Origin of the sequence: Klebsiella sp. BIGb0149 (assembly GCF_004362605.1) — a bacterium.
GTDB classification, from domain to species: Bacteria; Pseudomonadota; Gammaproteobacteria; order Enterobacterales; family Enterobacteriaceae; genus Klebsiella; species Klebsiella terrigena.
On sequence record NZ_SNYG01000001.1, the window covers coordinates 686,115 to 704,352 of the forward strand.

The 18,238-nt window shown below is 57.8% G+C and carries 14 protein-coding genes; 5 read left to right on the plus strand and 9 right to left on the minus strand.

What is annotated here, in order from left to right:
• Nucleotides 1-13 precede the first annotated feature (13 nt).
• The 4 genes from hcr to aqpZ all read right to left on the minus strand — a co-directional run bounded on the left by hcr (nt 14) and on the right by aqpZ (nt 4,514).
• Nucleotides 14-982: an NADH oxidoreductase gene (gene hcr / locus EDF75_RS03290; RefSeq protein WP_133597043.1), complete on the minus strand. Its 969-nt coding sequence runs from the start codon at nt 980-982 to the stop codon at nt 14-16.
• Nucleotides 983-993: 11 nt separating this feature from the next.
• Nucleotides 994-2,646 carry a hydroxylamine reductase gene (gene hcp, locus EDF75_RS03295; RefSeq protein WP_133597045.1) on the minus strand — a complete coding sequence of 551 codons (1,653 nt, stop codon included), beginning with the start codon at nt 2,644-2,646 and terminating at the stop codon, nt 994-996.
• A gap of 145 nt (nt 2,647-2,791) precedes the next feature.
• Nucleotides 2,792-3,691, minus strand: coding sequence for a LysO family transporter (locus EDF75_RS03300; RefSeq protein WP_133597047.1), 900 nt, complete (start codon nt 3,689-3,691; stop codon nt 2,792-2,794).
• Nucleotides 3,692-3,818: 127 nt separating this feature from the next.
• On the minus strand, nt 3,819-4,514 hold the full coding sequence (gene aqpZ / locus EDF75_RS03305; RefSeq protein WP_133597049.1) for an aquaporin Z: 696 nt from the start codon (nt 4,512-4,514) through the stop codon (nt 3,819-3,821).
• Between the two features lie 392 nt (nt 4,515-4,906).
• Here aqpZ and EDF75_RS03310 point away from each other — a divergent pair, with 392 nt between their 5' ends.
• The 3 genes from EDF75_RS03310 (at nt 4,907) to macB (ending at nt 9,725) form a co-directional block, all read left to right on the plus strand.
• Nucleotides 4,907-6,565, plus strand: a complete 1,659-nt coding sequence (locus EDF75_RS03310; RefSeq protein ID WP_133597051.1) for an ATP-dependent endonuclease — start codon at nt 4,907-4,909, stop codon at nt 6,563-6,565.
• 101 nt (nt 6,566-6,666) lie between these two features.
• Complete coding sequence (macA, locus tag EDF75_RS03315) at nt 6,667-7,782, plus strand: macrolide transporter subunit MacA (protein WP_133597052.1); 1,116 nt, start codon at nt 6,667-6,669, stop codon at nt 7,780-7,782.
• Nucleotides 7,779-9,725 (plus strand): macrolide ABC transporter ATP-binding protein/permease MacB, encoded by a 1,947-nt coding sequence (macB, locus tag EDF75_RS03320; RefSeq protein ID WP_133597054.1) that lies wholly within the window; start codon nt 7,779-7,781, stop codon nt 9,723-9,725. Before macA ends, macB begins: the two co-directional genes overlap by 4 nt.
• Nucleotides 9,726-9,793: 68 nt before the next feature.
• Here macB and cspD read toward each other — a convergent pair whose 3' ends face one another.
• Nucleotides 9,794-10,015: a cold shock-like protein CspD gene (gene cspD / locus EDF75_RS03325; RefSeq protein WP_004860015.1), complete on the minus strand. Its 222-nt coding sequence runs from the start codon at nt 10,013-10,015 to the stop codon at nt 9,794-9,796.
• Nucleotides 10,016-10,340: 325 nt separating this feature from the next.
• Between cspD and clpS the strand changes: the two genes are divergently transcribed.
• A complete protein-coding gene (clpS, locus tag EDF75_RS03330; RefSeq protein ID WP_041144775.1) occupies nt 10,341-10,658 on the plus strand; it encodes an ATP-dependent Clp protease adapter ClpS in 318 nt (105 codons plus the stop codon).
• A 30-nt stretch (nt 10,659-10,688) separates the two neighbouring features.
• Complete coding sequence (gene clpA, locus EDF75_RS03335) at nt 10,689-12,968, plus strand: ATP-dependent Clp protease ATP-binding subunit ClpA (protein ID WP_076945049.1); 2,280 nt, start codon at nt 10,689-10,691, stop codon at nt 12,966-12,968.
• Nucleotides 12,969-13,104: 136 nt separating this feature from the next.
• On the opposite strand, the gene infA is transcribed toward clpA, so the two are convergent.
• From infA to cydD, 4 genes are all read right to left on the minus strand, one after another.
• Nucleotides 13,105-13,323, minus strand: coding sequence for a translation initiation factor IF-1 (gene infA / locus EDF75_RS03340; protein WP_002211347.1), 219 nt, complete (start codon nt 13,321-13,323; stop codon nt 13,105-13,107).
• 511 nt (nt 13,324-13,834) lie between these two features.
• Nucleotides 13,835-14,539: a leucyl/phenylalanyl-tRNA--protein transferase gene (aat, locus tag EDF75_RS03345; protein ID WP_095098020.1), complete on the minus strand. Its 705-nt coding sequence runs from the start codon at nt 14,537-14,539 to the stop codon at nt 13,835-13,837.
• A 144-nt stretch (nt 14,540-14,683) separates the two neighbouring features.
• Nucleotides 14,684-16,405: a heme ABC transporter ATP-binding protein/permease CydC gene (gene cydC / locus EDF75_RS03350; RefSeq protein ID WP_133597056.1), complete on the minus strand. Its 1,722-nt coding sequence runs from the start codon at nt 16,403-16,405 to the stop codon at nt 14,684-14,686.
• On the minus strand, nt 16,406-18,172 hold the full coding sequence (gene cydD, locus EDF75_RS03355) for a heme ABC transporter permease/ATP-binding protein CydD (RefSeq protein WP_133597058.1): 1,767 nt from the start codon (nt 18,170-18,172) through the stop codon (nt 16,406-16,408).
• Nucleotides 18,173-18,238: the final 66 nt, after the last annotated feature.

Sequence of the window (18,238 nt, forward strand, 5' to 3'; positions counted from 1 at the left end):
GGATTGTTCCCCGCTAGGCCAGAACCAGATCGCCCTGCGGGTGGCAGGAGCAGGCCAGCACGTAGCCGTCGGCGATCTCCTGCCCGGTCAGCGTCATGGTGCTGCTGACCGTATAGTCGCCGGCAACGACTTTGGTTTTGCAGCAGCCGCAGACGCCGGCACGGCAGGCGACGGTAACCGGAACCTTGTTGCTTTCCAGCGCCTCCAGCAGGGTGGTGCCTACCGGCGCATAGAACTCCTGCGCCGGCTGCAGTTTGGTAAACTTCAGCCCGCTGGTGGCCGCCTGAGCAACTGGCGTAAAGAACTTCTCTTTAAAGAAGCGCGTGACGCCCAGCGCGCTGACCTCCCGCTCAACCATTTCCATATAAGGCGCAGGCCCGCAGGTCATCACGGTACGCGAGGCCAGGTCCGGCACGCTTTTCAGCAGATCGGCGGTCAGGCGGCCGGCAACAAAGCCGTGGGTGGCGTTGTTTTCCGCCACCAGGGTGACCGCATACTGGCGCCACTCTTCCGCGAAAATGACGTCCTCAGGCGAACGCACGTTGAAAATGACCTGCACATCCGCCTCGGGGCGGTACTTCGCCAACCAGCGACGCATCGACATAATCGGCGTCACGCCGCAGCCGGCTGCCAGCATCAGGAAACGGTCCGCCGGCTTATCTGCACAGGTAAAATCACCCATCGCATCGGACAGCCAGATGTAGTCACCGCGCTTGACGTCACGGGTTAACCACTGAGAGCCGGCACCGTCATCAATACGCCGCACGGTCAGCGTAATGTACTCGCTGACGCCCGGCGTAGAGGAAATAGTGTAGGCGCGCAGCGTATCCGCCGAGTTGCGTACGCTGACCAGCGCATACTGCCCGGCCTGATAGGGATAGTAGTCGTGGCACAGCAGCGATACCGTCCAGACGTCCGGGGTTTCCTGATGGATGTGGTGTACCTGCATCCGCCACGGGCACTGATTGGTTGGCATAGTCATTCGTTCGCTCCTTACGCGCTCAACAGTTGCTGCATGTCTTGTTCAACGGTAGTCACAGAGCGCAGGCCAAATTTCTCATTGAGAATAGCCAGCAGATCCGGGGTGAAGAAGCCCGGAGCGGTTGGGCCGGTGACGATGTTTTTCACGCCGAGTGAGAGCAGGGTCAGCAGGATCACGATCGCTTTCTGTTCGAACCAGGAGAGCACCAGCGACAGCGGCAGGTCGTTCACGCCGCAGCCCAGTTTTTCAGCCAGGGTGACGGCCAGAATAATCGCCGAGTAGGCGTCGTTGCATTGACCGGCATCCACCAGGCGCGGCAGGCCTTCGATGTCGCCGAAGTCCAGCTTGTTGAAGCGATATTTACCGCAGGCCAGGGTCAGGATCAGGCAGTCGTCCGGAACGCTGGTGGCAAAGTCGGTGAAGTAGTTACGCTCGCCGCGCGCGCCGTCGCAGCCGCCGACGAGGAAGATATGGCGCAGTTTTTCGCGGCTGACCAGGTCGATCAGCGTATCCGCCGCGCCCAGCAGGGTCTGACGGCCAAAGCCAACGGTAATCAGGTGCGGAATTTCGCTATACGGGAAGCCGGCCATCTGCTGCGCCTGGGCGATCACCGGCGCGAAGTTTTCGCCTTCAAGGTGGCTCACTCCCGGCCAGCCGACGATGCTGCGGGTCCAGATACGGTCGTCATAGGCGCCAACGGTCGGATCGATGATGCAGTTAGAGGTCATCACAATAGGGCCAGGGAAGCGGGCAAATTCAACCTGCTGATTCTGCCAGCCGCTGCCGTAGTTACCGACCAGGTGTTTGAATTTACGCAGCTCAGGGTAGCCGTGCGCCGGCAGCATTTCACCGTGGGTATAGACGTTAACGCCGGTGCCTTCGGTTTGTTCCAGCAGGTTATACAGATCTTTCAGGTCGTGGCCGGAGATCAGGATGCACTTACCTTCAACCGATTTCACGTTGACCTGGGTCGGGGTCGGGTGACCGTATTTGGTGGTTTCACCGGCGTCCAGAATGCTCATCACTTTGAAGTTCATCTGGCCGATTTCCATTGAGCACTCCAGCAGAGCGTTCAGGTCGGCAGGCCAGGTGCCCAGCCACGCCATAATTTTGTGGTACTGAGCGTAGATATCGTTGTCGTACTGACCCAGAACGTGAGCGTGCTCCATATAAGCCGCGGCGCCTTTCAGGCCGTACAGGCACAGAAGACGCAGGCCGAGAATGTTTTCGCCGATGTCCGGTTTGTCTTTATTCGGGGTAAATTCTGCCGCCTGACGCTGCAGGTCGCCCAAATCGTCGCTAACCAGCTGCAGGCTGGCCATCGGGTTGTCCACCGCCGCGCCGGCGTCAACGTTCAGGCACTGGGCCTTCAGCGCCTCGCGCATCGCGATGGCCTCACGCGCGTAGCCAACGATGCGCGGGGAGTCGAAGTTAACGTTGGTCAGCGTGGAGAAGAAGGCACGCGGCGCAAAGTTATCAATTTCATGGTCAACGATGCCATATTCACGAGCCTTAACGGCCCAGGCGGAGAGGCCCTGCAGGGAGGCAATCAGCAGATCCTGCAGATCGGAGGTTTCGGCCGTTTTACCGCACATACCCTGCGCGTAAGAGCAGCCGTTCCCCGCCGGGGTACGGATGGTTTGTTCACATTGCACACAAAACATGGTCACACCTTTTTTAAAGTTATATTTTAGATACATGTTTAAGGTTATGCCCGGGCGCGCAGGGATTAAAGGTATTTCTAATACAATTTACAGGGAGATTGATTTAGCGCAATTTTGGCGGTAGATGACTACCGCCACGGGGGTATTAAGCGGAGAAAAAGGCCATCAGCACGGGCACCAGCAGGCTGAGAATAAAACCATGAACAATCGCCGCCGGCACGATTTCAACGCCGCCGGAGCGCTGTAATACCGGCAGCGTAAAGTCCATAGAGGTCGCGCCGCAGAGGCCTAAGGCCGTTGAGCGGCTGCGGCGAAGCAGGCCGGGAATAAGCATAATCGCCAGCAGCTCACGGGCAAGATCGTTAAAGAACGCGGCGCTGCCAATAACCGGCCCGTAGGATTCGGTCAGCAGGATCCCTGATAGCGAATACCAGCCAAAACCTGAAGCCATTGCCAGGCCGGTCTTTAGCGGCAGGTCAAGAATAAAGGCGTTGATCATCCCGCCGAGTAATGAGCTGGCCATGACGACGACCGCCACAATCATTCCGCGACGATTAAGCACTATTTGCCGCAGGGTCATGCCGTTATTGCGCAGCTGAATACCAATCAGGAACAGCAGGAAGATCAGCGTATATTCGCTGGCTTCGGTGGCGTGCTGCAGAAATGACAGACCGCTTAAGCCAATCAGAAAACCAATAAGCACCACGCCGCACAGCTGCAGTGATTCCATTGCCATCGCCACGCGCGAAGGTAATTTCTCCTGCCGATGCTGGCTGCGCCACGGCATCTTCTGCTCGAGCCACATTAATGCCGCAATATTACACAGCATAATAACGACGACGCTTACCGCAGCGTAATGAAGAATGGCAAGCAGGTTGCTGGCTAAATTGTCGAGGAAGGCGAGGCTGATCCCCATGAAAAAGAGGATAACGTAGACAATCCAGCTTAAAAGTCGCGCGATGACTTTAAGCGCTACCGGCTGACGAAGTGGAATGATATAGCCGATAATCAACGGCAGCAGAATGATTAATAATCCCGAAAACATGAACGGCCTGGTCCTTGCAGAATGAAAATAGCGCCACTGACACTACCCAAATCATTGTAGCGAGTAAAGCCGTCACCAAAAAGAAAGGCCCGGCATCGCCGGGCCTGAGCGCGAGTCTAAGCTGAGACTAGCTGCGTTTTTCCAGCAGCGTGCGGTAGAGCACGCCGCCGAGGATCCCGCCGATGATTGGCATAACCCAGAACAGCCACAGCTGCTGCAGCGCCCAGTCGCCCTGGAAGATAGCGACCGCGGTGCTACGCGCCGGGTTGACGGAGGTATTGGTTACCGGAATGCTGATGAGATGAATTAAGGTCAGCGCGAGGCCGATAGCGATCGGCGCAAAGCCCGCCGGGGCGTTTTTATCCGTTGCGCCGTGAATAACCAGCAGGAAGCCGCAGGTCAGCACAATTTCGATGACAATCGCCGAAAGCATTGAGTAGCCGCCCGGAGAGTGTTCGCCAAAGCCGTTGGACGCAAAGCCGCTGGCCGCTGCGTCAAAGCCCGCTTTACCGCTGGCAACCACGTACAGAACGCCGGCCGCAATAATACCGCCAACCACCTGGGCGATAATATAACCGATCACGTCTTTGGCCGGGAAACGACCGCCGGCCCACAGGCCTAAGGTCACCGCCGGGTTAAAGTGCCCGCCGGAAATATGCCCCACGGCAAACGCCATCGTTAATACGGTTAAACCAAAGGCCAGAGCGACCCCGGCAAACCCTATTCCCAGCTCCGGGAAGGCTGCTGCAAGAACTGCGCTACCGCAGCCACCGAACACAAGCCAGAATGTACCAAAACATTCCGCTGCTAATTTTCTAAACATAACCACCTCAAATAATAATGTTAATGAGCACGATTTAACGTGCCGTTCTTTATTTATCAACTAAAGGATGAAGATAAAAATAAAGCGCCGCTATTTTATGGACGATCGCCATCCCGTAACCAGTTAAATAAATAGATGTAATTTGATTTAGGGCAAGGTGATGTTAATCCTTATACCATTCACTGTGCAAGAAAAGAGTAGTACAAAAATAATAGATGTAACCACTGCAATGAATGAATTATTTTTTAAACAAATACCCTTATCAATAATCATATTGAAAACGTTATTTTTCGCCTCTGCTGATATTGGCGTTTACGGCAGTGTCATGTTCCAGCATGTGTCGCTATACTGCTGATAACTGAAGGAGAAAGTGGTGACTGAGCGGAGGGGATATGCTTCTTGAGCGCGTGGAGATCGTCGGTTTTCGCGGTATCAATCGTTTATCATTGATGCTGGAGCAAAATAACGTGCTGATCGGCGAGAATGCGTGGGGAAAATCCAGCCTTCTGGATGCCCTGACGCTGCTCTTGTCGCCAGAGTTCGAGCTTTATCATTTTGTCCGGGATGATTTCTGGTTCCCGCCCGGCGACGTGCAGGGACGCGAGCACCATCTGCACATCATTCTGACCTTTCGCGAGAGCGAGCCCGGCCACCATCGGGTGCGGCGCTTTCGCCCGCTCAGCGACGGCTGGGTTCCCTGTGATGACGGCTATCAGCGAATTTTCTATCGCCTGGAGGGCGAGCTGGCCGATGATGGCAGCGTCATGACGCTGCGCAGCTTTATTGACGGCAAAGGGGAAGCGCTGGAGCTGGAGGATATTGACGAGCTCGTGCGCCATCTGGTGCGCCTGATGCCGGTCCTGCGCCTGCGCGACGCCCGCTTTATGCGGCGCATCCATAACGACAGCGTGCCGCACTCTCCGCAAATTGAAATTACCGCCCGCCAGCTGGATTATCTCTCCCGGGAGCTGGTGAGCCATCCGCAAAATTTAACCGACGGCCAGATTCGTCAGGGGCTGTCGGCCATGGTGCAGCTCCTTGAACACTATTTTGCCGAGCAGAGCAGCGTGCAGTCCCGCAACCGCCTGATGCGCCGCCATTCCCACGATGAACAGCGTAGCTGGCGCTATCTGGATATCATCAACCGGATGATTGATAAGCCCGGCGGGCGAAGCCACCGGGTCATCCTGCTCGGGCTGTTCTCTACTCTGCTGCAGGCCAAGGGCACGGTCCGGCTCGACCGCGACGCGCGGCCGCTGCTGCTGATTGAAGATCCGGAAACCCGGCTGCACCCGATTATGCTCTCCGTCGCCTGGCATCTGCTCAACCTGCTGCCGCTGCAGCGCGTGACCACCACCAACTCCGGCGAGCTGCTGTCGCTGACCCCCGTTGAGCACGTCTGCCGGCTGGTGCGCGAATCGTCGCGCGTCTCGGCCTGGCGGCTTGGGCCGGGGGGGATGAATGCCGAAGACAGCCGGCGCATCGCCTTCCACATTCGCTTCAATCGCGCCTCGTCGCTGTTTGCCCGCTGCTGGCTGCTGGTGGAAGGGGAGACCGAAACCTGGGTTATCAACGAACTGGCGAGACAGTGCGGGCATCACTTTGATGCGGAAGGGGTGAAGGTGATTGAGTTTGCCCAGTCGGGACTAAAGCCGTTGATTAAATTCGCCCGGCGGATGGGCATTCAATGGCACGTTCTGGTCGATGGCGACGAGGCGGGGAAGAAATACGCCGCGACGGTGCGCAGCCTGCTTAACGACGATCGCGACCTGGAGCGCGACCATTTAACAACGCTGCCGGCGCTGGACATGGAACACTTTATGTATCGCCAGGGCTTCAACGATGTTTATCATCGGGTGGCGCAGCTGCCGCCAAACGTGCCGATGAATATGCGGCGGGTGATCACCAAAGCTATTCATCGCTCATCAAAGCCGGACCTGGCGATTGAGGTGGCGATGGAAGCCGGGAGGCGCGGGATTGAATCCGTGCCGGCGCTGCTGAAGAAAATGTTCTCCCGCGTGCTGTGGCTGGCGCGTGGCCGGGCGGATTAAGTGCGCTTGCGGTAAGGATGCAGCAAATTCAGGGTTATGTTTTCGCTATCTCCAGATAGAATCATCGGCTTGCGCTGCGGTTTAAAACATCAGGAATTTTTATGAAGCTCAATGGAAAACGCAGGAAAGTCTGGTGGCTACTGGCCATTATCGTACTGGCTCTGGCCATCTGGGGATGGCGGGTGCTGAATGCGCCGCTGCCGCAGTATCAGACTCTGGTGGTGCGTAAAGGCGATCTGCAGCAGAGCGTGCTGGCGACCGGTAAGCTGGACGCGGTACGTAAAGTCGACGTTGGCGCGCAGGTGAGCGGGCAGCTGAAAACGCTGCGCGTGAGTATCGGCGACAAGGTACAGAAGGATCAGCTGCTGGGGGTTATCGATCCCGAACAGGCGGAGAACCAGATTAAAGAGGTTGAGGCGACGCTGATGGAGCTGCGCGCGCAGCTGAATCAGGCCCGCGCCGAGCGTAAGCTGGCCGCCGTGACCTTAGCGCGTCAGCAGCAGCTGGCGCAGCGTCAGCTGGTTTCGCGTCAGGAGCTGGATACCGCGGCCACAGATTTAGCGGTCAAAGAGGCGCAGATTGGCACCATCGAGGCGCAGGTTAAGCGCAACCAGGCCACGCTGGATACCGCGAAAACTAACCTCGATTACACTAAAATTCTGGCTCCGATGTCCGGGGAAGTGACGCAAATCACCACCCTGCAGGGGCAGACGGTGATTGCCGCCCAGCAGGCGCCGAATATTCTGACCCTCGCCGATCTCAGCACCATGCTGGTGAAGGCGCAGGTCTCTGAGGCGGACGTGATCCACCTTCGTGCCGGGCAAAAGGCGTGGTTCACCGTGCTTGGCGACCCGCTTACCCGCTACGAAGGGACCCTGAAGGATATTTTACCCACGCCGGAAAAGGTGAACGACGCTATCTTCTACTACGCCCGCTTTGAGGTCCCGAACCCGCAGGGGATCCTGCGCCTCGAAATGACGGCTCAGGTCCATATCCAGATGGCGGAAGTGAAAAACGTGATAACCATTCCGCTGAGCGCGCTGGGGGATGCCATCGGCGAAAACCGCTATCGCGTGCGGCTGCTGCGCACCGGCGAGGTTAAAGAGCGCGAGGTCACCATCGGCGCGCGCAACGATATCGATGTGGCGATAGTTAAGGGATTAGACGAAGGCGATGAGGTCATCGTCGGGGAAAGCGCGCCCGGGACGGTTAAATGACGGCGCTGCTCGAACTGCGTGATATACGCCGCAGCTATCTTTCCGGCGACGGGAGCGTTGATGTCCTGAAGGGGGTCACGCTGAGCATCAACGCCGGAGAGATGGTAGCCATTGTCGGCGCTTCCGGCTCCGGTAAATCGACCCTGATGAACATCCTCGGCTGTCTCGATAAGCCGAGCAGCGGCACCTATCGGGTGGCGGGCACCGACGTATCGCGGCTCAACGGCGACGAGCTGGCCCGGCTGCGGCGAGAGCATTTTGGCTTTATCTTCCAGCGCTACCATCTGCTGTCGCACCTGACGGCGGTACAGAACGTCGAAGTGCCGGCGGTCTACGCCGGCACTGAGCGACGGGCTCGCCTGGAGCGCGCGCGTGAGCTGCTGGTGCGGCTGGGGCTTGGCGATCGGGCGGAGTATCAGCCTTCGCAGCTCTCCGGCGGCCAGCAGCAGCGGGTGAGCATTGCCCGTGCGCTAATGAACGGCGGGGAAGTTATTCTGGCGGATGAGCCGACCGGCGCGCTGGACAGCCATTCCGGCGAAGAGGTGATGGCTATCCTGCATCAGCTGAAATCGCAGGGGCATACGGTAATTATCGTCACCCACGATCCTCTGGTGGCGGCGCAGGCCGAGCGGATCATTGAGATCCACGACGGCGAGATCGTGCGTAATCCGCCGCCTAAGGGCGCGACCAGCGCCGGCGTTATTCGCCAGAGCCCTGCGGCCGAACCCTCCGCGTGGCGTCAGTTCAGCAGCGGCTTTCGCGAAGCGCTGGTGATGGCCTGGCGGGCAATGACCGCCAACAAAATGCGCACCCTGCTCACCATGCTCGGTATTATTATCGGCATCGCTTCGGTGGTGTCGATTGTGGTGGTGGGCGATGCGGCGAAGCAGATGGTGCTGGCGGACATTCGCGCCATCGGCACTAACACGATTGATGTCTATCCCGGGAAGGATTTCGGTGATGACGATCCCCGCTATCAGCAGGCGCTGAAGTATGACGATCTGCTGGCTATTCAGAAGCAGCCCTGGGTCAGCTCGGCGACGCCTGCGGTATCGAAAAACCTGCGCCTGCGCGCCGATAATATCGACGTTGCCGCCAGCGCCGAGGGCGTCGGGGCGCAGTATTTTAACGTCTACGGCATGACCTTTAGCGAAGGCAATACCTTCAATGAGCTGCAGCTAAGCAGCCGGGCGCAGGTGGTGGTGCTGGACAGCAATACCCGACGCCAGCTCTTTCCGCACAAGGCGCGGGTGGTGGGCGAAGTTATTCTGGTTGGCAATATGCCTGCGACGGTGATTGGCGTGGCGGATGAGAAGCAGTCGATGTTCGGCAGCAGCAAAATCCTCCGGGTCTGGCTGCCTTATACCACCATGGCCGGGAGGGTGATGGGGCAGTCGTGGCTGAACTCAATCACCGTGCGGGTACATGAAGGATACGATAGCTCAATCGCCGAACAGCAGCTGCTGCGTCTGTTCGAGCTGCGGCACGGCAAAAAAGATGTTTTCACCTGGAATATGGACAGCATCTTGAAAACGGCTGAACGGACCACACATACACTACAGCTGTTTCTGACTTTGGTGGCGGTGATCGCGCTGGTGGTTGGCGGTATTGGTGTGATGAATATCATGCTGGTATCGGTCACCGAACGGACCCGCGAGATAGGTATCCGCATGGCGGTCGGGGCGCGGGCCAGCGACGTGCTGCAGCAGTTTCTGATTGAGGCTGTTTTAGTCTGCCTGGTGGGCGGCGCGCTCGGCGTGACGCTATCGCTAATGATTGCCTTTGTGCTGCAGCTCTTTTTACCCGGCTGGGAGATTGGCTTTTCACCGCTGGCGCTGCTGACGGCGTTTTTATGTTCGACGCTAACCGGCGTGCTGTTTGGCTGGCTTCCCGCGCGAAACGCCGCACGCCTTGACCCGGTGGATGCGCTGGCTCGCGAGTAGCGCTAAAAAAATGCCAGTCAGAAGGACTGGCATTTTACTGGCGGGATGTACACAATGAAGCGAAAGAGTTATGCAGCCGCTTCCGCTTCTACAGGAACAATCACGCTGGCGTGATTACCTTTCGGTCCCTGGTGAACATCAAACCGAACGGCTTGTCCGGCTTTTAGCGTTCTGTAACCATCCATCTGGATGGTGGAGTAATGGGCGAAAATGTCTTCGCCTCCGCCCTCAGGGCAAATAAAACCAAACCCTTTGGCATTGTTGAACCACTTAACAGTACCCATTTCCATACTTCGACATCCTTCGTAATTCTTTATAAGTAAGATGGAATGAACCGGTAGTGGAGTGACGAGTTGTTCAAATGCTCGCCAACTCTCGCCAGTACAATTTAGAGAAATACGAAAAGGCGTCAAGCGATTGACGCCAGGGGAAGGCGAAAAATGCGTCAAAATTTGAAGCAGTTAACGCTATTGCCGGGGAATGTGACAGACGTCGCGGATGGAAGTAATAGATGATAGTTATCTATGATCTATTGTAGATTTGTGATGGGCATAACTTTTGGTCATCGACAGGCCACCGCCTGTTGGCAACAGCAACCGATGATGAATACTGACGATGAGTAAGAGAGATTGGCTGGACTTCGATCAGCTGGTAGAAGACGAAGTGCGTAATGAGCTTAAACCACCATCGATGTATAAAGTGATATTGCTCAATGATGACTACACTCCAATGGAGTTTGTTATTGACGTGTTACAAAAATTCTTTTCTTATGATGTAGAACGTGCAACGCAGCTGATGTTGACGGTTCACTATCAAGGTAAAGCGATTTGTGGTGTATTTACCGCAGAGGTTGCGGAAACCAAAGTTGCGATGGTGAGCCAGTATGCGAAGGAGAACGAGCATCCATTGCTGTGTACGCTAGAGAAAGCCTGAAGACAGGCAAGAAAATTGGGGGAGGTGCCTATGCTCAATCAAGAACTGGAACTCAGTTTAAACATGGCTTTCGCCAGAGCGCGCGAGCACCGTCATGAGTTCATGACCGTCGAGCACTTGCTGCTGGCGTTGCTCAGCAACCCTTCGGCCCGCGAAGCGCTGGAAGCGTGTTCCGTGGACCTGGTGGCGCTGCGTCAGGAACTTGAAGCCTTCATCGAACAGACCACGCCTGTTCTACCCGCCACGGAAGAAGAGCGCGACACTCAGCCGACGCTGAGCTTCCAGCGCGTACTGCAGCGTGCCGTCTTCCACGTACAATCCTCTGGCCGCAGCGAAGTGACCGGTGCCAACGTTTTGGTCGCTATTTTTAGCGAGCAGGAGTCGCAGGCGGCCTATCTGCTGCGTAAACATGAAGTCAGCCGTCTTGATGTGGTGAACTTCATCTCTCACGGTACGCGTAAAGACGAGCCGAGCCAGCCTTCCGAAAACAGCGGAAGCCAGCCCAGCAATGAAGAGCAAGCAGGCGGGGAGGATCGTATGGAAAACTTCACCACCAATCTCAATCAGCTTGCTCGCGTTGGCGGAATCGATCCGCTGATTGGCCGCGAAAAAGAGCTGGAGCGTGCCATTCAGGTTCTGTGCCGCCGTCGTAAGAATAACCCGCTGCTGGTGGGTGAGTCCGGCGTGGGTAAAACCGCGATAGCCGAAGGGCTGGCATGGCGAATCGTGCAGGGCGACGTGCCGGAAATCATGGCCGATTGCACGATCTATTCGCTGGATATCGGCTCCCTGCTGGCAGGGACAAAATACCGCGGCGATTTTGAAAAACGTTTCAAAGCGCTGCTGAAACAGCTGGAGCAGGATACCAACAGTATTCTGTTCATCGATGAAATCCACACCATCATCGGTGCGGGCGCCGCATCCGGCGGCCAGGTCGATGCCGCCAACCTGATTAAACCGCTGCTCTCCAGCGGCAAGATTCGGGTGATGGGGTCGACGACCTACCAGGAGTTCAGCAATATCTTCGAAAAAGACCGCGCGTTAGCCCGGCGTTTCCAGAAGATAGACATTACTGAACCTTCGGTAGAAGAGACGGTACAGATTATTAACGGCCTGAAGCCGAAGTACGAAGCGCACCACGACGTGCGCTACACGGCGAAAGCGGTGCGTGCGGCGGTCGAGCTGGCGGTGAAATACATTAACGATCGTCATCTGCCGGACAAGGCGATAGATGTTATCGACGAAGCGGGCGCGCGGGCGCGGCTGATGCCGGCCAGCAAGCGTAAGAAAACGGTTAACGTGGCGGATATCGAATCGGTGGTGGCGCGTATTGCCCGCATCCCTGAGAAGAGCGTCTCCCAAAGCGACCGCGATACGCTGAGAAATCTTGGCGATCGGCTGAAAATGCTGGTCTTTGGTCAGGGCAAGGCGATCGAGGCTTTAACCGAAGCCATCAAGATGGCGCGTGCCGGACTGGGCCACGAGCATAAGCCGGTGGGCTCCTTCCTGTTCGCCGGACCAACCGGCGTCGGGAAAACCGAGGTCACCGTACAGCTGGCCAAGGCGCTGGGTATCGAGCTGCTGCGCTTTGATATGTCCGAGTATATGGAGCGTCACACCGTGAGCCGTTTGATCGGTGCGCCTCCGGGCTACGTTGGTTTCGATCAGGGCGGGCTGTTGACCGATGCGGTCATTAAACATCCGCACGCGGTGCTGCTGCTTGATGAGATTGAAAAAGCGCACCCTGACGTCTTTAACCTGCTGCTGCAGGTGATGGACAACGGTACGCTGACCGACAACAACGGCCGCAAGGCGGACTTCCGCAACGTGGTGCTGGTGATGACCACTAACGCCGGCGTGCGCGAAACCGAGCGTAAGTCGATTGGCCTTATTCATCAGGATAACAGTCCGGATGCGATGGATGAGATCAAGAAGATCTTTACGCCGGAGTTCCGTAACCGCCTCGACAACATTATCTGGTTCGATCACCTGTCAACGACGGTGATCCATCAGGTGGTGGATAAGTTTATCGTCGAGCTGCAGGTTCAGCTGGATCAGAAAGGCGTGTCGCTGGAAGTGAGTCAGGAAGCGCGAGACTGGCTGGCAGAAAAAGGCTATGACCGGGCAATGGGCGCGCGTCCAATGGCGCGGGTGATTCAGGATAACCTGAAGAAACCGCTGGCCAACGAGCTGCTGTTTGGTTCGTTAGTTGACGGCGGCCAGGTGACCGTTGCGCTGGATAAAGAGAAGAGTTCGCTGACCTATGATTTCCAAAGTGCGCAGAAGCACAAACCGGAAACGGCGCATTAATTCTTACTCTGAAACGTCAAAAACCGGCCTGCGGGCCGGTTTTTTTATATCCGCAGTCGCTTAGCGGAGAGGGGATGTAAAAAGACCGGGAATTATCCCGGCCTTTCGCATCTAACGCCACGAGGGCGGAAAACTATCAGCGACTACGGAAGACAATGCGGCCTTTGCTCAGGTCGTACGGGGTCAGCTCAACAGTCACTTTGTCGCCCGTCAGAATGCGGATGTAGTTCTTACGCATTTTACCGGAAATATGCGCAGTTACCACGTGACCGTTTTCCAGTTCTACGCGGAACATTGTGTTAGGCAACGTGTCAAGTACGGTGCCCTGCATTTCAATATTGTCTTCTTTGGCCATCTAGTCCTCTGGGGTATCACTACCGTAGTTTTGAACCGGCAAGATAATGCCGAAGTTCAGCGAGTAAGTAAAGTTTTACGTTTATACCCACCACACTTCGCGTTGCGTCCACGTTGGCTGCGTTCTTCGATCCCGGCTACTTTTTTCAGTAAGCGCTGGGGATCCGTTCACTTGCCGCCCGCCTGCAACCCGAGCTGTTGCGAGTCTATATACTTTATCTTTCTGGCTGCCTTAGTTCTCACGGTCACATAGTTATTGATGCTGCCTGGCGCTTGGTTTGTCGTCCCGGCGCATCATGAATAAGTTTGGGTTTAAATCACTGAAGTAGTTTTGGCGCATTGCCCGGAACGCACGCGGATAAACCGCACGACAGGCGCAAACGTAAAGGGGGGAGTGACAGAACGATGGGCGTTATCTGACTCTTATTATTCCCAAACGGCGGCGGGGCAACGGGCAGAAGCTACTCTACCGCGCAATTATACCATCCCGGCGAAGAATGTGCTGAAAACATTTACACATTGCCGGTAAATAGCACCCTCGGCACCCAAAATCTTTCAGGTAAACGCTGGCTGCGCAATTGCGCCAGCCGATCGAGATAGTCGCGGCGGGGAATTTCAACGGCGCCCAGCGACGCAGTGTGGTTATTTAGCACCTGGCAGTCAATTAACTGGCCACCGTCGCGCATAAATGCCTGGCAGAATACCAGCAGGGCCGTTTTTGATGCGTTTTCCGCGTGGCTAAACATCGACTCGCCGCAAAATAGCGCCCCCTGAGCCACGCCGTACATGCCGCCAACCAGCGTCTCATCGCGCCACACCTCGATGGAGTGCGCGTGCCCGAGCTCGTGCAGCTGGTGATAGGCCTTGACGATGCTGGCGGTTATCCAGGTGCCCTCATCGCGATTGGCGGCGCAGCCTTCAATCACCTCGCCAAAGGCATGGTTCAGCGTCACGCGATAGGGAGAGCGCTGGTGGAAGCGTTTCATGCTGCGGCTGAGATGAAACTGCCCGGGCCACAGAACCGCGCGGGGATCGGGAGACCACCACAAAATAGGATCCCCCGGTGAAAACCACGGAAAGATGCCGTGCTGATAGGCCATCAGCAGGCGCGCGGGGCTAAGATCGCCCCCCAGCGCCAGCAGGCCGTTCGGTTCACGCAGGGCGCCTTCCGGCGCGGGGAAGGCAATGGACTGACGGGAGAGCTGAACCAGACGCATTTTAACCTCAATACGCACCAGCAATTGTCCAGTATATTCGCTGTCTTTCAGGCGTCAGCGCAGTATGCGCGTGCCTGAAACTCATAGAGTATATACACAAAATCATTCGGGATGCCCGGCGGCGATGGCCCGATAACGACTGACCTACAGGCGCTGCTTAAACTGGTAGTAGCGCCCTTGTTGAGCCAGCAGTTCTGCGTGACTACCTTGCTCAATAATCTTCCCGTTGTCCATGATAATTATCTGATTAAAACGCGCCAGCCCGCGCAGGCGGTGGGTGACCATCAGCACGGTTTTTTCTTTCATCACTTCGGCCAGTAAATCAAGGATTTGGCTTTCAGTCGTGGCGTCCAGACCTTCGGTCGGCTCATCGAGCAGCATCAGCGGCGCGTCATGAAGCAGGGCGCGGGCAATGGCTAACCGGCGCAGCTCGCCGCCGGAAAGCTGGCGACCGCCTTCTCCCAGCCAGCCGTTGAGGCCGCTGTCGTCGAGTAGCTTGCCGAGCCCAACCCGCTCGAGGATGTTGACCAGGTGCGCATCGCTCGCCTGGGGCGCCGCCAGCAGCAGGTTGTCGCGCAGCGTTGCGCTAAACAGATGCACGCGCTGAGGAACCACGCTCATTGCCCGGCGCAGGGTCGTCTCGTTGAGCTGCGCAAGCGGCTGGTCGTTGAGTAAAATCTCGCCCTGGGCCGGATCCCAGGCGCGGGTAAGCAGCTGCAGCAGGGTCGATTTCCCGCAGCCGGTGCGTCCGAGAATAGCGATGTGATCGCCGGCAGCAACCTGTAGCGAGAGATTCTCCAGCGCCGCGGTGGGCTGCTGCGGATAGCTAAAGGTGACCTGATTCAGCGTCAGCGCCACGCGTGAGAAGGTCTGGTCCGCGCTCTGCGCAAAGGAGACTTCCGGCGGCTGCTCGGTGATTTGCGTAATCCGCCGCGCGGAGGCGATGACCTGCCCGAGGTGCTGGAACGCGCCGGTGACCGGCGCCAGCGCCTCAAACGCCGCCAGGGCGCAGAAAACAAAGAGCGCGATCAGCGCGCCCGGCTGGCTATTGCCGCCCACGCCGGCAGAGGTCAGCCACAGCATCGCAATCACCGCAACGCCGCCAATCAGCAGCATCAGCGCCTGGGAAAGCGCCGTGAGTTCGGCCTGACGTCGCTGGGCATCCTGCCAGCGCTGTTCGGTTTTCTCCAGCTGCTCGCGGTAGCGATCGCTGGCGTTAAACAGCATCAGCTCCGCCTGTCCCTGCAGCCAGGCAGTCAGCTGCTGGCGGTACTGGCCGCGCATTTGGGTTATGCACTCGCCGGCCGGTTTACCGGCCCGATAAAACAGCGGTGGCAGTATCAGCACGGTCAGCAGCATGATGCCGCCCAGCGTCAGGGCCAGGGTGACGTCCAGAATACTCAGGCCGGCGGTGACCACCAGAATGACCACCAGCGCTCCCACCAGCGGCGAGATAACCCGCAGATAGAGGTGATCCAGGGTATCGACGTCGGCAACGATGCGGTTAAGCAGCTCGCCCTGGCGAAAACGCGCCAGCCCGGCAGGGGAGAGCGGTAGTAGCTTGCTGAACGTGAAAACGCGCAGATGCTGGAGGACGCGGAAAGTCGCGTCGTGGCTCACCAGGCGTTCAAAGTAGCGCCCGGCGGTACGAATTATCGCCGCGCCGCGCACGCCGGCGGCGGGCAGCATGTAGTTAAAGCTGTAGATACCGGCAACGCCGACAACGGCCGACGCCGAGAGGAACCAGCCCGACAGCGTCAGCAGCCCGATGCTCGCCAGCAGGGTGACGATCGCCAGCACCACGCCGAGCATCAGCAGCCATATGTGCCGCTTGTACAACGCCAGGTAAGGTAATAATGCGCGCATTTAAATCTCCTCCTGACGATGGGCCAGCAGGGTCGCGAAGGGCCCTTCGGCGGCGGCAAGCTGTGAATACTCGCCCTGTTCGACAATCTGTCCGTTTTGCATCACCCAGATAGCGTCCCAGCCGGCTATACCTTCGAGCTGGTGGGTGACCATCAGCGTGGTTTGCTGCGAAGAGGCGTTTGACAGGGCCTGCATCACCCGCTGCTCGCTGTGGGCGTCGAGGCTGGCGCCAGGCTCATCGAGCAGCAGTAGCCGGCAGGGAACCAGCAGCGCGCGCGCGACGGCGATACGCTGCGCCTGGCCAACCGATATGCGGGCCGCCTGATCGCCCACCGGCGTATTAATGCCCTGCGGCAGCTGCGAGACAAATTCGCTGACCCAGGCCTTATCCAGCGCCAGCTGAAGCTGCGCTTCGGTCGCTTCAGGCCACGCCAGAAGCACGTTTTCACGCAGCGTAGCCGCCGGCAGCTGCGGGTTTTGTCCAACCCAGCTCAGCATCCGATGCCAGCGCTGGCTATCAAGATCGCGCAGCTCAACGCCGTTGACCATCAGCGAACCGTCATAGGGCAGAAAGCCCGCCAGCGTATTCAGCAGCGAGCTTTTGCCGGAGCCGCTTTGCCCAACCAGCACCACCCGCTTACCGGCGGGCAGGGAGAAGTTCAGCGGCCCTGCCAGCACCTTGCCTTCCGGTGATTTGATCCGCAGATCGCGCGCTTCAAGACTCACCAGCTCGTTGTCGCTAAGCACCTTCTCGCCGCGCTCGGCCTGCGCCAGCGGCGTTTCCATAAAGGTTTTCAGGCTGTCCGCCGCGCCGATAGCCTGCGCCTTAGCGTGGTAGAAGGTCCCCAGATCGCGCAGGGGCTGGAAAAACTCCGGCGCGAGGATCAGGGTCAAAAAGCCGGCCATCAGGGTAACGCCTGCGCCGTAATGGCCAAAGTTCAGCTCGCCCAGGTAGGAGAAACCGAAATAGACCGCCACCAGCGCAATGGAGAGGGAAGTGAAAAATTCCAGCACCCCGGAGGAGAGGAAGGCCAGACGCAGGACGTCCATCGTGCGCTGGCGGAAATCCTGCGAAGCCTCGCGAATATTGTCGGTTTCCGCGGCGCCGCGATCGAAAATTCGCAGCGTTTCCATGCCGCGCAGGCGGTCGAGGAAGTGGCCGCTCAGCCGCGCCAGCGCCTGGAAGTTGCGGCGGTTTGCATCCGCGGCACCCATTCCGACCAGCGCCATAAACATCGGGATCAGCGGCGCGGTACCGAGAAGGATCAGCGCTGCCGCCCAGTTAATCGGGAAAATAGTGATAACGATGAGCAGCGGGACGCACGCGGCCAGCGTCATCTGCGGCAGATAGCGCGCATAGTAATCGTGCATATCGTCGATTTGCTCGAGGATAAGCGTAGCCCAGCTGCCCGCAGGCTTGCCCTGGATCCACGCCGGACCGGCCTCCTGCAGGCGGTCGAGCACCTGGCGACGGATCTCATAGCGGATATGCTGCCCGGCATAAAATCCTACCCGCTCGCGCAGCCATACCACCCACGCGCGAAGGACGAAAATCAGCACCAGCACGGTAAACGGCAGCACCAGCGCCGTCGCCGGAATATTCTCCATGATCATGCGGTGAAGGATCCGCGCCAGCAGCCAGGCCTGAGCGACGATCAGTAGCCCGCTAATGACGCCCAGCGCGCGGGAAATCATCAACCAGCGACGGGAGAGAATGCTCTGTTCTTTTAACCAGCGGGTTAACTCTTGTTGACGGGTTTTATTCATTGCGCACTTAGCAGGTGGAGTTATAGGTTTTTGGGCACGGCAATGTTACAACGAGGAAAAAATAAA

Coding starts and splice junctions, on each gene's coding strand:
- macB (WP_133597054.1), top strand. CDS start 7,779: ATGACGGCGCTGCTCGAACTGCGTGATATACGCCGCAGCTATCTTTCC.
- cspD (WP_004860015.1), bottom strand. CDS start 10,015: ATGGAAATGGGTACTGTTAAGTGGTTCAACAATGCCAAAGGGTTTGGT.
- hcp (WP_133597045.1), bottom strand. CDS start 2,646: ATGTTTTGTGTGCAATGTGAACAAACCATCCGTACCCCGGCGGGGAAC.
- hcr (WP_133597043.1), bottom strand. CDS start 982: ATGACTATGCCAACCAATCAGTGCCCGTGGCGGATGCAGGTACACCAC.
- cydD (WP_133597058.1), bottom strand. CDS start 18,172: ATGAATAAAACCCGTCAACAAGAGTTAACCCGCTGGTTAAAAGAACAG.
- EDF75_RS03310 (WP_133597051.1), top strand. CDS start 4,907: ATGCTTCTTGAGCGCGTGGAGATCGTCGGTTTTCGCGGTATCAATCGT.
- clpA (WP_076945049.1), top strand. CDS start 10,689: ATGCTCAATCAAGAACTGGAACTCAGTTTAAACATGGCTTTCGCCAGA.
- EDF75_RS03300 (WP_133597047.1), bottom strand. CDS start 3,691: ATGTTTTCGGGATTATTAATCATTCTGCTGCCGTTGATTATCGGCTAT.
- infA (WP_002211347.1), bottom strand. CDS start 13,323: ATGGCCAAAGAAGACAATATTGAAATGCAGGGCACCGTACTTGACACG.
- cydC (WP_133597056.1), bottom strand. CDS start 16,405: ATGCGCGCATTATTACCTTACCTGGCGTTGTACAAGCGGCACATATGG.
- macA (WP_133597052.1), top strand. CDS start 6,667: ATGAAGCTCAATGGAAAACGCAGGAAAGTCTGGTGGCTACTGGCCATT.
- aat (WP_095098020.1), bottom strand. CDS start 14,539: ATGCGTCTGGTTCAGCTCTCCCGTCAGTCCATTGCCTTCCCCGCGCCG.
- clpS (WP_041144775.1), top strand. CDS start 10,341: ATGAGTAAGAGAGATTGGCTGGACTTCGATCAGCTGGTAGAAGACGAA.
- aqpZ (WP_133597049.1), bottom strand. CDS start 4,514: ATGTTTAGAAAATTAGCAGCGGAATGTTTTGGTACATTCTGGCTTGTG.